The 14,432-nt window shown below is 72.4% G+C and carries 13 protein-coding genes and 1 pseudogene; 13 read left to right on the top strand and 1 reads right to left on the bottom strand.

The window, feature by feature from the left end; genetic code table 11:
• Window positions 1-399: hypothetical protein (locus tag PINTE_RS07580; RefSeq protein WP_068428158.1), on the bottom strand; the 399-nt coding region annotated here is incomplete at its 3' end.
• Between the two features lie 576 nt (window positions 400-975).
• On the opposite strand from PINTE_RS07580, the pseudogene PINTE_RS25015 reads away from it, so the two are divergent.
• The 13 genes and pseudogenes from PINTE_RS25015 to PINTE_RS07515 form a co-directional block, all read left to right on the top strand.
• Window positions 976-1,290 (top strand): annotated as a pseudogene (locus PINTE_RS25015) (threonine/serine exporter family protein); the annotation flags it as partial.
• 101 nt (window positions 1,291-1,391) lie between these two features.
• On the top strand, window positions 1,392-2,216 hold the full coding sequence (locus tag PINTE_RS07570; RefSeq protein ID WP_068428153.1) for a threonine/serine exporter family protein: 825 nt from the start codon (window positions 1,392-1,394) through the stop codon (window positions 2,214-2,216).
• Window positions 2,217-2,444: 228 nt separating this feature from the next.
• Window positions 2,445-3,404 carry a DUF808 domain-containing protein gene (locus PINTE_RS07565; protein WP_068428150.1) on the top strand — a complete coding sequence of 320 codons (960 nt, stop codon included), beginning with the start codon at window positions 2,445-2,447 and terminating at the stop codon, window positions 3,402-3,404.
• 221 nt (window positions 3,405-3,625) lie between these two features.
• Window positions 3,626-4,825, top strand: a complete 1,200-nt coding sequence (locus tag PINTE_RS07560; RefSeq protein WP_306304848.1) for a calcium/sodium antiporter — start codon at window positions 3,626-3,628, stop codon at window positions 4,823-4,825.
• Window positions 4,826-5,138: 313 nt separating this feature from the next.
• Window positions 5,139-8,159, top strand: coding sequence for a DUF4040 family protein (locus PINTE_RS07555; protein WP_068428149.1), 3,021 nt, complete (start codon window positions 5,139-5,141; stop codon window positions 8,157-8,159).
• Entirely contained in the window at window positions 8,159-8,488 is a 330-nt protein-coding gene (locus tag PINTE_RS07550) for a sodium:proton antiporter (protein ID WP_068428147.1), read from the top strand. The genes PINTE_RS07555 and PINTE_RS07550 overlap by 1 nt, the downstream gene beginning before the upstream one ends.
• Window positions 8,488-10,002, top strand: a complete 1,515-nt coding sequence (locus tag PINTE_RS07545) for a proton-conducting transporter transmembrane domain-containing protein (RefSeq protein ID WP_068428144.1) — start codon at window positions 8,488-8,490, stop codon at window positions 10,000-10,002. Before PINTE_RS07550 ends, PINTE_RS07545 begins: the two co-directional genes overlap by 1 nt.
• Window positions 9,999-10,388 (top strand): Na+/H+ antiporter subunit E, encoded by a 390-nt coding sequence (locus PINTE_RS07540; protein ID WP_068428141.1) that lies wholly within the window; start codon window positions 9,999-10,001, stop codon window positions 10,386-10,388. The genes PINTE_RS07545 and PINTE_RS07540 overlap by 4 nt, the downstream gene beginning before the upstream one ends.
• Window positions 10,388-10,648, top strand: coding sequence for an MrpF/PhaF family protein (locus PINTE_RS07535; protein ID WP_068428137.1), 261 nt, complete (start codon window positions 10,388-10,390; stop codon window positions 10,646-10,648). Before PINTE_RS07540 ends, PINTE_RS07535 begins: the two co-directional genes overlap by 1 nt.
• A complete protein-coding gene (locus tag PINTE_RS07530; RefSeq protein WP_068428134.1) occupies window positions 10,645-11,016 on the top strand; it encodes a cation:proton antiporter in 372 nt (123 codons plus the stop codon). Before PINTE_RS07535 ends, PINTE_RS07530 begins: the two co-directional genes overlap by 4 nt.
• Window positions 11,017-11,231: 215 nt before the next feature.
• Window positions 11,232-11,495, top strand: a complete 264-nt coding sequence (locus PINTE_RS07525) for a GlsB/YeaQ/YmgE family stress response membrane protein (RefSeq protein WP_068428131.1) — start codon at window positions 11,232-11,234, stop codon at window positions 11,493-11,495.
• Window positions 11,496-11,790: 295 nt separating this feature from the next.
• Window positions 11,791-12,186, top strand: coding sequence for a hypothetical protein (locus PINTE_RS07520; protein WP_068428128.1), 396 nt, complete (start codon window positions 11,791-11,793; stop codon window positions 12,184-12,186).
• A gap of 638 nt (window positions 12,187-12,824) precedes the next feature.
• Entirely contained in the window at window positions 12,825-14,417 is a 1,593-nt protein-coding gene (locus tag PINTE_RS07515; RefSeq protein WP_068428125.1) for a phytoene desaturase family protein, read from the top strand.
• Window positions 14,418-14,432 lie beyond the last annotated feature (15 nt).

The raw sequence follows: 14,432 nt of genomic DNA, 5'->3' as shown, positions 1-14,432 counted from the left end.
GCGCCGCAGCGGCCGCGGGCGGGTCAGGGCCGGCAGCGGCGCGAACCAGATCTCCTCGCGCCATTCCAGGCGGCTCGTGCGCTCGCTCGTGCCGGGCCCGACGCGCACGCCGGCCCAGCCGCCGAGCAGCCGGCCCTCCTTGACGAGCTCGAAGGAGCCGGAGTCGGGGTCGTCCGGGTCGCTGCCCGGCGGGGCCCAGCGCGTCAGCCGCATCGGGTCGTCGAAGCCCAGCGGCCCCAGCGCCGTGCGCGCGGTGAACCGCCAGCCGGGAGCCGGCGGGCCCGGCTCCGGGTGGATCGTCGTCAGCGGCACCGCCTCGGCGTGCGCGACGAAGTCGGTGACCGCCTCCCAGAGTGCGCGCGGGCTCGCGCCGACGTGCCGGATGAGCGTGACTGCCATGGGCCCATCCTCGCCCCCCGGCCCGTGTGGGGCCCCTTCTGCTCGGGCGTTTGCACCGCCTGCTTCGCCGTTCGGGAGACCCGCCCGCCCGAACCGCCGAGCGCGACCGATGTGGCAGGGGGCTCCTACACTGAAGCTCTGCCGACGGCGTCGTCGCGCGGCCGCCCGTGTCGGCGGTCGCCCCTCGACCGCCGACCGGAAGGAGCCCCGGTGCCCACCATCCCGGACCAGCCCTTCGACCCCGCCCAGCTCGCCGCCTTCGAGGCGGCCCGGCGGGCGCGGCGCGGGGCGCAGGCCGGGGACGACGAGCCGGCCGAGCCCGGCCGCTCGAAGGGCCGGTTGAGCCGTCGGGTGGCCAGCTGGGGTCCGGTGCGCGCCGCCCGGCGCAGCACGCTCGCCTACACCGGGGCCCTCGAGCTCGGCCCGCCGACGACCTCGTCGTTTCCGCTCATCGACGGGGCGCCGCGCATCACGACAGCCGCGCAGAAACGCGACATCCGCACGCTGCTGCGCGGCTCGCTGTACTCGGGGCTGGTGCCGCACCCGCCTCCCGAGCAGTACCCGATCAGCGAGGTCATGGGGTTCGCGCTCGACCTCGCGGAGGCCATGTTGCGCGCCGGCGCCAACGGCCGCGACACCGAGGTTGCGGTCGTCGCGATCACCGCGACGTGGGAGCTGGCGCCGCTGGAACTCGAGATCACGACCGCGGCGGTGCGCCTGCAGTACTCCCCGGCGGGGGAGGCGCCGATCACCGAGATGCGCATCGTGCGCAACATCGGCAGCGACCTGTCGGCGCTGTCGCGCATCTACCGCCTCGTCGACGAGATCGTCGCCGGCGATATCGACATGGCCGGGGCCTCCCGGCGGCTCGACATCATCGAATCGCTCGGGCCGCGCTGGTCGGCGCCGTACTTCCTGCTGGCCAACGGGGTGCTCGGCATCACGCTGAGTTTCTCGCCGGCGGCGACTGGCGTTCGGCGATCGGCGCCTTCGTGCTCGTGCTCGCCGCGATGGGAGCCGGGCTGGTCATCTCCCGCTACGCGGTGCCGTCGTTCTTCACGGTGGCGGCGCAGTCGGCGATCGGGCTCGCGCTCGGCACGACGACGCTGGCGCTCGGCTGGCTCAGCCCGGGCCAGACCGCCTCCGCGGTGGCGCCGCTGCTCGTGCTGCTGCTGCCGCACCCCGCGATCGTCGCGTTCGCCCAGGACGCGATCACCGGCTTTCGCGACCCGGCCAATGCGCGCGGGCTCTCGATCGCGCTCGTCGTGCTCGGCGTGCTGCTCGGCATGCCGGCCGGGCTGGTCATCACGTCGTCGTGGTTCCACGTGGAGGTCGACCCGACCCGCATCGAGCTGGTGCCGCTGACGCTGCCGTGGGCGCTGCTCGCCTCGACGGTCGCGGCGCTGGCCAACGCCGTCGGGCAGGGGGCGGCGGGGCGCACGATGCCGATGATCGCGGTGGCCGCGGCCGTCACCTCGTGCGCGCAGCGGGCGTTTCTCGCGTTCGGGTTCACCGCCTTGTTCGCGACGTTCGCGGCGGCGACCGTGCTCGGGGTCATCTGCACGCTGGCCGCCGCCCGCATGCGCACGGCCGTGCTCGTGCTCGCGGTTCCGGCGTACTGCGGCGCGCTGCTGCCGGCGCTGGCGGTGGCGTATTCGCTGCTCAACCTCGTCGCCGGCACCCCGCAGGCCGGGTACGACTTCGCGACCGCGATGCTGTCGACGCTCGGCATCGGCGCCGGCCTCGTGCTCGGCACCCAGCTGGCCACCCCGTCGGTGCGCCGCCTCGTCGCGCGGCATCACCAGACCGCACCGTGACGCGTGCGCTCAGCGGGTGCGCCCCCGGCGCCCTGGTTACCCTGAGACGGTGCTGAGCATCCACCGCCTCCCCGGCCCCCCGGGCCCCCCGCTCACCCGCCTCCCGGGGGCCCCACCCACCTGGCCGAAGGCTGCCCTTTCGGTCGAGGGCTCCTGCCACAGTCCTAGCCGTCGACCGATAGGGCAGCCTTCGGCCGGGGTCGGGGCGGCCGGGGTGGGGGTGGCGCGGTGAGCGCCGGGCTCGTCGCGCTCCTCGACGACATCGCGGCGCTGGCCCGCATGGCCGCCGCGTCCGTCGACGACATCGGGGCCGCCGCCGGGCGGGCGAGCGCCAAGGCCGCGGGCGTCGTCGTCGACGACACGGCGGTGACGCCGCGCTACGTCACCGGTTTCTCCCCGCAGCGCGAGCTGCCCATGATCAAGAGGATCGCGATCGGCAGCCTGCGCAACAAGCTGGTCTTCATCCTCCCGGCCATCCTGCTGATGAGCCAGTTCCTGCCGTGGCTGCTGACCCCGCTGCTCATGCTCGGCGGCACCTACCTGTGCTTCGAGGGCGCGGAGAAGATCCTGCACTCGGTGCGCGGCCACGAGACCACCGGCCAGCAGTCGGCGCAGGAGGCCGCCGACGGCGAGCGCAGCCAGGAGCGCGAGGACCAGATGGTCGCGGGCGCGATCCGCACCGACTTCATCCTCTCGGCCGAGATCATGGTCATCTCCCTCAACGAGGTGGCCGCGGAGGCGTTCTGGACGCGGGCGATCATCCTCGTCGTCGTCGCGATCGCCATCACGATCCTCGTCTACGGCGTCGTCGCGCTCATCGTGAAGATGGACGACATCGGCCTGCACCTCGCCGAGACGAAGTCCGGCGCGATCGCCTCCCTCGGCCGCGGGCTCGTGGCCGGCATGCCGAAGCTGCTCAAGGTGCTCACGGTCGTCGGGGTCGTGGCGATGCTGTGGGTCGGCGGGCACATCCTGCTCGTCGGCACCGACTCCCTCGGCTGGCACGCGCTCTACGGCTTCGTGCACCACCTCGAGGAGGCGGCGGCGCACGCCACCGGGGGCGCCGGCGCCTTCGTCGGCTGGCTCGTCAACACGTTCTTCTCGGCGATCATCGGACTCGTCGTCGGCTTCGTCGTCGTCGGCATCATGCACGTGCTGCCCCTGCCGAAGAAGGCCGCTGCTCACTGACCCGCCACCCGGCGCCCCGCGAACGCCCCGCAACCCCCGAGACCCCCGCACCCCGCGACGCCCCTAACAACAACGCCCCCTAACGACCCTCAACGTCCCTGAGAACTGCGGGGCACGGTGAGAACTGCGGCACGAACCGCAGTCGCGACCACGACACGCAGTTCTCAGGGACGTGGGCGGCGGGCGGGCGGGGGGAGGCGGTGACACCTACACTCGCGCTCGTGCCAGCCCTGGATCTGCTCGACCTCGTCCGCATCGTCGGGGGGTTGGTGCTGCTCGTCGTCGGCGGTGAGCTGCTGGTCTCCGGCGCGAGTTCGATCGCGCGGCGGCTCGGCATGTCGACGCTGGTCGTGGGGCTGACGATCGTGTCGGTCGCGACCTCCGCGCCCGAGCTGGCCGTCTCCGTCGACGCCGTGCTGCAGGGCCAGCCCGACCTCGCCGTCGGCAACATCGTCGGCAGCAACACCGCCAACGCGCTGCTCGTCGTCGGGCTCGCCGCGCTCGTGGCGCCGCTGGCCGTGCAGCGCCGACTGCTGCGCCTCGACCTGCCGTTCATGGTCTTCCTCGGCGTGGCCTTCCTCGCGCTGAGCCTGGACGGACACCTGAGCCCGATCGACGGCCTGATCCTCATCGCCTGCTTCGTCGCGCACGTCGTCATCACCGTCGTCGTCGGCCGCCGCGACGCCGCCACCGAGGCCGAGCAGCCCGGCGAGGCAAGCGAACCCGACGAGGCAGGCGAGACCGACGAGGACGAGCCGCTGCCACTGCCGAAGGCGATCCTGTGGCTGGTGCTCGGTCTGGCGGGCCTGGTCGTCGGGGCCAACGTGCTGGTCACCGGGGCGATCGGCATCGCGACCGCGTTCGGCGTCAGCGGCCTGGTCATCGGTCTGACGATCGTGGCGGTCGGCACCTCGCTGCCGGAGATCGTCTCGAGCATCTCCGCGGCCCGCCGCGGCGACCCCGGGCTCGTGCTCGGCAACGTCGTCGGCAGCAACATCGCCAACCTCGGCCTCGTGCTCGGTCTGCCCGCCCTGCTGCCGGCGCCCGGCGACGCGCCCGCGGGAATCCCCGTGCCCGGCGCGGTCATCGCCCTCGACGCGCCGCTCATGCTGGCGGCCATGGCGGCCCTCCTGCCGGTCGCGTTCACCGGCTACGTCATCGCCCGCTGGGAGGGCGCCGCGTTCGTCGTCCTCTACGCCGCCTACGTCGCGTACGTCGTGCTCGCCGCGTCCGAGCACGACGCGCTCGAGGGCTTCACGCTCGTCATGGCCGGCTTCGTGCTCCCGCTGCTGGCCGTCGTCGCGGTCGGGCTCGTCGCCTTCGAGTTCGGGGTGCGTCGCGGGCGGGCGCTCGCCGACGCCAAGCCGGGCGACCACCCAGGCGAGGCCCCACGCGAGAGCCGCACCCGTCGCACCGACTGATCCCGGCGAGAGCCACGTCAAGGCCGGGGCCCGCCAAAGCGCCCGTGGGTGCCCTCACCCAGCCTGCGCCGACGACACCCGCACCTGCCCCGCGAGGGCGTCCGCAGGGATGCGCGGCGACGGGCGGATGCACAAGGATGTCGGTCATTGCCCGCGCGGCGTCACCGCCACCGGCTCCCGCAAACCCCCGCCGCATTGCACACAGGTGCTGTCGGAATTCGATTCAGGTGAAGAGGGCATCGGGCGCATAAAGCCGGGCAAGGTTGTGGCCACACGGAACCGGTGCATCGAGCCCAAGGAGTTGACGCCGACGATGAGCATGGTCTGGACGCTGTGCGTGCTCGCCGTCGCGGTCGCGGCGACGCCCGTGCTGGATCGCGCGATGGGCCGCGCGGCCGGCTGGCCCCTCGCCGCCCTCTACCTCGTCGCCACCGCCACCCTGTGGCCCGCGATCTCCGCGGTCTTCGCCGGCGGCACGGCCGGCACCACCGGCGCGGGCAGCCAGGGCACCGGGGAGGCGGTGTGGCGGGTCCCGTGGGTGGAGCCGCTCGGCGTCGATTTCGCGCTGCGGGCCGACGGGATCGGCGTCGCGTTCAGCCTCATCGCGCTGCTCATCGGGGCGGTCGTCTTCGCGTACTCCACCGAGTACCTCGGCAAGGGTCCGCAGCTGAGCTTCTACCTCGTCATGACGACGTTCACGCTGTCGATGGTGGGCCTGGTGCTCGCCGACGACCTCGTGCTGCTGTTCATCTGCTGGGAACTGACGAGCCTGGCGTCGTTCTTCCTCATCGCGCGCTCGGGCCACGCCGGCGAGCAGGCGTCGATGCGCACGCTGCTCATGACGTTCATCGGCGGCCTGACGCTGCTGGCGGCGGTCGGCCTCATCATGGTGCGCACCGGCACGACGAACGTCACCGAGGCCCTGGCCCACCCCGTCTGGGGCACCGACCCGGCGTTCGCGGGCCTCGTCGCCACGCTCGTGCTCATCGCCGGCTTCTCCAAGAGCGCCCAGTTTCCGTTCCACGTGTGGCTGCCCGACGCGATGGCCGCGATTACCCCGGTCAGCGCCTACCTGCACGCCGCGGCGGTCGTCAAGGCCGGCATCTTCCTGCTCATGCGGTTCTCCCCGGCGTTCCACGCGACCCCGGTGTGGAACGTTTCGCTCATCACCGTCGGCCTGTTCACCGCCGCGCTCGGCGCGTTCTTCGCCTGCCAGCAGACCGACCTCAAGAAGCTCATGGCCTACTCCACGGTCAGCCAGCTCGGGCTCATCGTCGCCGTGCTCGGAGTCGGTACCGCCCCGGCCCTGGCGGCCGCGATCACCCACACGATCGCGCACGCGCTGTTCAAGTCGGGCCTGTTCATGATGGTCGGCGTCGTCGACCACTCCACGCACACCCGCGACCTGCGCCGGCTCCCGGCCCTGCGCCGCCAGATGCCCGCGAGCTTCGCCGTCATGGCCGTCGGCTGCGCCTCGATGGCCGGCATCCCGCCGCTGCTCGGCTTCGTCTCCAAGGAGTCGGTCCTGGCCGGCCTGCTCGAGGCGCCCGGCCCGGCGTGGGCCGGGTGGGCCGCGATGATCGCCGCCGCCGCGGCCAGCGTGCTGACCTTCGCGTACTGCACGAAGATCCTCTTCGGCGCCTTCGTCGACGGCCGCGGCGAGGAACACCACGAGGGCCCCGCGCCCGTCAACCGCCACGAGAACGTCATGCTGTGGTCGGCCGCGCTGCCGATCCTGCTCGGCATCCCACTCGGCCTGGCGGCGTTCGTGCTCGACACCCCCGTCTCGCTCGCGACGCAGGCCATGCGGCCCGGCTCCGGCTACGAGTCGCACCTGACGCTGTGGCACGGGGTGACGCCCGAACTGTTCGCCACCCTGGCGATCTTCGCGCTCGGCGCCGTCGTCATCGCCCGCCGCCGCGCGCTGTGGCCGGCCCTGGAGAAGCCCACCTTCGCCACCGACGGAGCCGGTGTCATCGCCTGGGTGCACCACCGCCTCCGCGACGTCGCGCTGCCGCTCGTGCGGGCCTTCGTCGTCGACCGCCCCGAGCGCCACTTGGTCATGCTGCTGAGCAGCTTCATCGCGGTCGTCATCCCGGGGCTGCTGCTCATCTCCGGCGACACCCCGCCGTGGGCGCAGGGCCCGGTCGCCCTGACGCAGCCGATCGACGTGCTGCTGCTCGCGCTCATCGTCTGCGCCGTCGTCAGCGTGTGCCGCTCGGTGTCGCGGCTGGCGGCCACCGTCTCCCTGTCGGCGGTCGGCATCGTCGCCACCGTGCAGCTGCTCGCGCTCGGCGCCCCCGACGTCGCGCTGACCCAGCTGCTCGTCGAGTCGCTGACGGTCATCGTCATCATGCTCGTGCTGCAGAAGCTGCCCCGCGACTTCGGCCGCTCGACCAAGCCGCGGCACGCCCGGGCGCTCATCCTGTCGGCCGGCATGGGCGTCGCCGCGTTCCTCGCGACGTGGACGTTCTCGGCCCGCCGCCCCCGCTCCGACGTGGCCACCTACTACGCCGAGCAGGCCACCGAGGTGACCGGCGGCAACAACATCGTCAACGTCATCCTCGTGGAGTTCCGCGCGCTCGACACCCTCGGCGAGCTCGCCGTGCTCGGCATGGCCGGCATCGCGATCCTCGCCATCGTCTCCAGCGTGCGCGACCGCAACCTCGACCCCGACGGCAACCGCATCGCCGGCAACGTGCGCCGCCCGCAGCTCGACCTGCGCGCCGAAGGCAGCACCGCCTACCGCGCGATCACCGACGCGTGGTCGAACGTGCTGCCGATGCAGCTCGCGGTGCGTTTCATGGCGCCGATCCTCGTCGTGCTCTCGGCGGTCATCTTCTGGCGCGGCCACAACTCGCCCGGCGGCGGCTTCATCGCCGCGCTCGTCGGCTCCGCGATCGTCGGCCTGTACTACCTGTCCACCTCCAAGGACCGCCAGATCGGCCCGCCGCGCGCCCCCATCGTCCTCATCGGAGGCGGTGTGGCCGTCGCCGTCGTCACCGGCCTGGCCGGCCTGATCTTCGCCGGCTCCTTCCTCGAGCCGATGCACACCTACCTCGGCGGCGTGCACCTGGTCACCTCGATGCTCTTCGACGTCGGCGTCTACATGGCGGTCATCGGCCTGGTCATGCTCGCGTTCAACCTGCTCGGCACCAGCGGCGAGGCCCTGCTCGAGCCCGGCTCCGAGGGCACCCGCGAGCGCGCCGACGAGGCCGTCGAGGGCGAACTGACCGGCCCGATGGAGACGGTCCGCGGCGAGTCGCGCGAACGCGTCGGCCTGCGCACGCGACATCTGGCCGACGGCACCAAGCCGAAGGAGCCGGGCCGATGATGATCCTGTCCGTCACCGTCGGGGTGCTCGTCGCGGGCGGCACCTACCTGCTGCTCTCGCGCAGCATGGTGCGCATCGTCTTCGGCATCACGCTGCTCTCGCACGCGGCGAACTTCGTGCTGCTCAGCACCGGCGTGCCCGGGTGGCGCGCCGAACCGCTCAGCGACATCAACAGCCCCGAGCTCATGGGCGACCCGCTGCCGATGGCGTTCGTGCTGACCGCGATCGTCATCACCCTCGCGGTCACGGTCGTCATGCTGACGCTGGCGGTCATCGGCCACAACGACGACACCCACCGCATGCCGTCGACGGGGGAGAGCCACACCTGATGAACGCCGCCAACCTCGCTCTCTTCGCCGCCCTGCCGCTGCTCGCGGCCGGACTCACCGTCGTCGTGCGGCACCCCCTGCTCGACCGGGTGCTGCTCGTCGGGGTGCCGCTGGCGGTCGCGGCCGGCGGCGCCTGGCTCATCGGGGTGCACCAGAGCACCCCGGTGCTCGCGCACAACGTCGCCGGCTTCGTGCCCGGGGTCGCGATCCCGTTCGTCTCCGACACGGTGACCGCGATGATGTTCGTCGTCACCGGCCTGACCACCGCGATGTGCGGCTGGTTCCTCGTCGCCACCGGCGAGGACCGCTACCGGTTCGTGCCGCCGCTCGCGCTCATGCTCATGGCCGGCGTCAACGGCGCGCTCATGACCGGCGACCTGTTCAACCTCTTCGTGTTCGTCGAGGTCATGCTGCTGCCGTCGTACGCGCTCATCGCGGTGACCGGCACGTGGCGGCGCCTCGGCATCGGCCGGGTGTTCATCCTCGTCAACCTGCTGACCAGCACGTTCCTGCTCATCAGCGTCGGCTTCGTCTACGGCGTCGCCGGCAGCGTCAACCTCGCGGTGCTGCAGGGCCGGGCGGCCGAGGACCCGCGCGTCGCGATGGCGATCATCACCGTGCTGCTCGCCCTGACGATCAAGGCCGGCGCGGTGCCCGTGCACGGCTGGCTGCCGACCTCCTACCCGGCCACCTCCGCCGGCATGATGGCGCTCTTCTCCGGGTTGCACACCAAGGTCGCGCTGTACGCGGTCTACCGCATCTACGCGACGACGTTCGGCGAGGTCGCCCCGTGGGTGTGGGTGCTCATCGTCGTCGTCGTGGCCACGATGCTCGTCGGCGCGATCTGCACCGCCGGGGTCAGCCGCATCCGCCCGGCGATGGCCTTCCAGATGGTCAGCGGCGTCGGGCACATCCTGCTCGGGCTCGTTGTGTTCACCACTGACGCCCTCGCCGCGGGCCTGTTCTACCTGGCCCACCACGTCATCACGATGGGCGCGCTGCTGCTGCTCACCGGCGCGCTCGAGCAGACCTACGGGTCGGGGCGCTACGACCGGCTCGGGGGGCTCATGCGCCGCGAACGCTGGATCGCGGTCGCCTTCACCCTCGGGCTGTTCTCGCTCGTCGGCCTGCCGCCGACCTCGGGCCTGTGGGGCAAGGTGGGCCTCGTCGTCGGGGCCTCCCAGCCGCCCGCGGCCGTGGCCGCCGTGCTCATCGGCGCGATCATCCTCGCCTCGCTCGCCTCGCTCATGGCGCTGCAACGGCTGTGGGAGCAGGTGTTCTGGGGGCCGCCGATGGAGCGGTACGCCCCCGACGACCCGCTGGCCGGTCGGGCTCCGCTCGTCGCCCTGACCGACGACGTGCGGGTGCCGACGAGCCTGGCGGCCCCGGGTTACGTGCTCATCGTCGTGTCGGTGCTGATGTTCGTCTTCGGCGGCGTGCTCTACCCGATCGCGCAGTCGGCCGGCCTCGCCCTGACCGACCTCGCGCCCTACGTGCAGGCGGTGCTGGGATGAGGATTCTGAGCTGGATCAGCTACATCGCGTGGATCGTCGTCGAGGTCGGCAAGGGCTCCTGGGCCGTGGCCCGCGACACCTTCACCCCCGGAGACGGTGCCACCCCCGCGATCGTCGAGCTGCCGCTGCGCTGCCGCTCCGACTTCGAGATCACCGCGATGGCCTCGTCGATCACGATCACGCCCGGCACGCTGGTGGTCGGCACCGCCTCCGCGCAGAACGGGGTGGGACCGGCGCTGTTCGTGCACAGCCTCTACGGCCGCTCGCGCGCCGAGATCATCGAGGGGCTGCGCGACATGGAGACCCGGCTGCTGACGGCCACCCGCGGGCGGGCGCCGGAGCCGGCCGACGACCTGCGGCCCGGCGACGAGTGGGGAGGGCGCTGATGATCATCGGGACCTGGATCGCCATGGGCATCCTCAGCGTCGCGATCGTGCTCGGCCTCGTGCGAGTCGTCACCGCACCCGACAACGCGACGCGGGCCGTCGTCGGCGACCTCGTGTTCTTCAGCGCCATCGGCCTGCTCGTGCTGTTCGGCATCCTCTACGGGTCGGCGGCGGTCGTCGACGCCGCGATGCTCGCGGCGCTGCTCGGCATCCTCGCGACGATCGCGCTGGCCCGCATCATCACGAGGGGGCGGCGATGAACGGCACGCTGTTCGTGATCCTGGAGACCCTGGCGGGGGTGCTCGTCGTCGTCGGCGCGCTGTTCGTGCTCGTCAGCGCCGTTGCGATGCACCGGCAGCACGACGCGATCTCCCGCATCAACGTGCTCACCCCGGCCACCGGCACCGGCCTGCCGCTCATCGTCGTCGCGGCGTTCCTGCACCGCTGGGCGGCGGTCGGGTTCACGTGGATCGACCTGCTCAAGACGCTGGTGACGGTGGCCGCGCTGCTCATCGTCTCCTCGGTCGCGAGCAACATCCTGGCCCGGGCGGCCTACCTGTCCGGGGCGAAGGTGAGCTCGCACACCCGGCCGCAGGAGCTCGCGCAGGAGCCCGACATCGATCGATGAGGGTCCGCACCCGGTGTTATGGGTGTTTTCTCGGCTGGCGGATCCGGATATCGGCGAGAGAATGGGCGCAGGCGCGTTCGCGCGCATTGGGTCTGGTCAACCTGGGTATGGCGTGGGGAGCGATGGTCATGCGAGTCCGATCGCATCACTGTCGTCGTCGGCCCCTCTGTGTGCCGTCGACCGCACGACAAGCAACCTAAGGAAGGGATCAGCAAATGATCAGCTGGGGAATTATCGGATGGATCATCCTCGGTGGTATCGCCGGATGGATCGCGAGCAAGATCATGGGCACCGACGCCCAGCAGGGCATCGGCCTGAACATCGTCGTCGGCATCGTCGGCGGTCTGCTCGGTGGCTTCCTGCTCTCCCTGTTCGGCCTCGACGTGGCCGGTGGCGGTCTCATCTTCAGCATGCTCACCGCGATCTTGGGCGCCTGCATCCTGCTGTGGCTGGTGCGCCTGGTGACCGCGCGCCGCTGACACACGCGTACGGCCCTGCCGCACGGGTCGAGGGGAGGTTGCTCCGGGGGACGACCTCCCCTCGACGGTGTAGGGCCTGAAGCACCTCCCCCGACCACGAGGCCCCGCCCACCCGGGCGGGGCCTCGTCGCGTGCGGATCCCCCTTGTCGCGTGCGGATCACTCCCCATCGCGTGTAGGCCTCCCTTGCCGCGTGCGGATCCGCCTTGTCGTGCGTAGACCGGCCTTGCCGCGTGCGGATTACCTCTTGCCCGGCGCGCGGCCCCGGGCGACACTGGCGCAAAGAGGTGGCCGCCATGCTCGAGTACCTCGCCGTCGTCGGCGTCATGTTCGCAGGCATCTATGCCTGCACGCGGCTCCTCGTGTGGTTCGTCTTCGGCACGCCCCCGCGCCTGCTCGTGCCGCTCATCGACTACGTCGACGCCCGCCGACGCCGACCGCCCGAGCCCGTCCCGCCGGTGCTGCACGAGCTGGAGCTCGCCCGCCTCGCCCGCGAACTGCGCCGCGTGCGCGAGGCCAACCAGCCCGGCCTGGCCACCCGCGTGCGCGCCTGCACCGCCGCCTACGACGACGTGCTGCTCGCGTGCGCGCACGACATCGGTGTGCCGGCCCCGCAGTCGCGCCCGCCGCTGAGCACCCAGGAGCGTTTCGAGGTCGAGACCCGGCTCATGGCCGCCGGCTTGCGCTGGTGAGCCGCCCCATCTTGCCGAAGGCTGCCCTTTCGGTCGAGGGCTAGGGTTGCAGCCCGAGCCCTCGACCGAAAGGGCAGCCTTCGGCCTCCCGGTTGTGCCTGTCCACGCTTCCGAGCCTCGTCCCGGTCCCCGCCGGCCGGTTCTCCCTCGCTTCGCCTCCTGGGTCGAGGCGGTCCACGCCCGGGCTCCCAGATCCGCTCCTGGTCTATCCCGGAGTCCGCTCGCCCCTCCGTCCCCATTTCGGCCCCTGCCCGCGCCGATCCGGTCCATTCCAGCCTCTGCCTGCCCCGGTCCGGTCCATTCCAGAACGTGCCGACCCCCGGGGGGTCGCCCGCCCGGAGTCTTTCCGTTGTCTCGGACGCTCCCAGACCCCCGCAATCCTGGGTCGAGACGAAGTTGGCTTACATACTCGGCCAGACCGAGGAGTCGGCACGGTAAAGCCGCAGGTCGCGGCGCCCCGGTTCGAGCTCGGCCGCGAGTATGTAAGCCAACTTCGTCTCGGGTCCCAAAAACCACCCTCATCGTCGGCGGCGACGAGGCCCGGCGAGGCCCGGCGACGCCCGTCGACGCCCGTCGACGCCCCGTCGACGCCCCGGCGAGGCCCGTCGACGCCTCGGGAGGACTCCTATGCTGAGGCGATGCCGACCCCCGCCGACCACGCGACCAGCTACGACGTCGTCATCGTCGGCGGCGGCCACAACGGACTGACCGCCGCGGCGTACCTGGCTCGGGCCGGCCGCTCGGTGCTCCTGCTGGAGCGCTCGCCCCACGTGGGCGGTGCGACGGTCTCCGCGCCGGCCTTCGACGGACTCGACGCGCGGCTGTCGCGGTACTCCTATCTCGTCAGCCTGCTCCCGCCGGCGGTCATCAACGACCTCGGGCTGCGGATCTCGCTGCGCCGGCGCCGGTACTCCTCCTACACCCCGGTCCTCGGCGCCGACACCGGGCTGCTCATCGACACCGGCGACCCCGCCGCGACCGCCGCCTCCTTCCAGCGGGTCGGGGCCGGTGCCGACGTGACCGGCTGGGCTCGGCTGTCCGAGCGCACGGGCACCCTCGCCTCGGTCGTGTGGCCGAGCCTGACGCGGCCGCTGCCGCGCCGGGCCGACCTGGCTCGCGCCCTGGCGGCGACCGGCGACCCGGACCTGTTCGACGACGTCTTCTCCCGGCCGCTCGGGGAACTCATCGAGCGGCATCTGTCGCACGACCTCACCCGCGGCGTCGCGTTGACCGACGGACTCATCGGCACCTTCGCCGCCGCGCACGAGCCCGACCTGCGCCACAACGCCTGCTTCGTCTACCACGTCATCGGCGGCGGTACCGGCGACTGGGACGTGCCGGTCGGCGGCATGGGGCAGGTCAGCGACGAACTCGCGCGGGTCGCGGCGGCGGCCGGGGCGCAGCTGCGCGCCGGCTCGGAGGTCACGGCCGTGCAACCCGACCGGGTGACGTGGCGCGACGAACACACGCAGACCGAGCACGCCGTCGACGCCCGGCTCGTCGTGTGGGCCGCGGCCCCGGCTGGGCTCGACCGACTCATCGGGTCGGCTTCCGGGCCGGTGGAGGGCGCCCAGGTCAAGGTCAATCTCCTGCTCGAGCGGCTGCCGCGGCTGCGGGAGACGGTGCCCCCGGCGGCGGCCTTCGGGGGCACGTTCCACATCAACGAGGGCTACGGGCAGTTGCAGTCGGCCTTCGAGAGGGCCTGTTGCGGGGCGGTGCCGGATCCGCTGCCGGCGGAGATCTACTGCCACTCGATCACCGACCCGACGATCCTCGGGCCGCAGCTGGCCGAACGCGGCGCGCACACGATGACGGTGTTCGCGCTGCACGCGCCGCACCGCCTGGTCCGCGACCTGAGCGAGGCGGGGCACGAGGCGATGCGGCGCCGGCTGGAGCGTGCGGTGCGCGACTCGCTGAACAGCGTGCTCGCCGAGCCGATCGAGCCGGTGCTGGCGACCGACTCGGCGGGTCGGCCGTGCGTGGAGACGAAGACGACCCGCGACCTCGAACACGCCCTGGCCATGCCCGGCGGCAACATCTTCCACGGCCCGCTGACCTGGCCGTTTCTCGACGACGACGAGCCGGCCGACACGCCCGCGCGGCGGTGGGGCGTGCAGAGCGCGCTCCCCGGGGTGCTGCTCGGCGGAGCCGGTTCGCGCCGGGGCGGCGGCGTCAGCGGCCTCGGCGGCTACCACGCCTACCGCGCTGCCCTCGAACTCGGCGCCAACTAGGCTGGGCCGCAGAGC

This window comes from Piscicoccus intestinalis NBRC 104926, from assembly GCF_001515525.1.
Classification (GTDB): domain Bacteria; phylum Actinomycetota; class Actinomycetes; order Actinomycetales; family Dermatophilaceae; genus Kineosphaera; species Kineosphaera intestinalis.
The sequence above is the reverse complement of the archived record's forward strand: the minus strand, read 5'-3'. Positions and strand labels throughout refer to the sequence as shown.

Excerpts from the sequence above, each read along its gene's own strand:
- PINTE_RS07550 (WP_068428147.1), top strand. The coding sequence starts at position 8,159 with ATGATCCTGTCCGTCACCGTCGGGGTGCTCGTCGCGGGCGGCACCTAC.
- PINTE_RS07555 (WP_068428149.1), top strand. The coding sequence starts at position 5,139 with ATGAGCATGGTCTGGACGCTGTGCGTGCTCGCCGTCGCGGTCGCGGCG.
- PINTE_RS07525 (WP_068428131.1), top strand. The coding sequence starts at position 11,232 with ATGATCAGCTGGGGAATTATCGGATGGATCATCCTCGGTGGTATCGCC.
- PINTE_RS07535 (WP_068428137.1), top strand. The coding sequence starts at position 10,388 with ATGATCATCGGGACCTGGATCGCCATGGGCATCCTCAGCGTCGCGATC.
- PINTE_RS07545 (WP_068428144.1), top strand. The coding sequence starts at position 8,488 with ATGAACGCCGCCAACCTCGCTCTCTTCGCCGCCCTGCCGCTGCTCGCG.
- PINTE_RS07515 (WP_068428125.1), top strand. The coding sequence starts at position 12,825 with ATGCCGACCCCCGCCGACCACGCGACCAGCTACGACGTCGTCATCGTC.
- PINTE_RS07540 (WP_068428141.1), top strand. The coding sequence starts at position 9,999 with ATGAGGATTCTGAGCTGGATCAGCTACATCGCGTGGATCGTCGTCGAG.
- PINTE_RS07530 (WP_068428134.1), top strand. The coding sequence starts at position 10,645 with ATGAACGGCACGCTGTTCGTGATCCTGGAGACCCTGGCGGGGGTGCTC.
- PINTE_RS07520 (WP_068428128.1), top strand. The coding sequence starts at position 11,791 with ATGCTCGAGTACCTCGCCGTCGTCGGCGTCATGTTCGCAGGCATCTAT.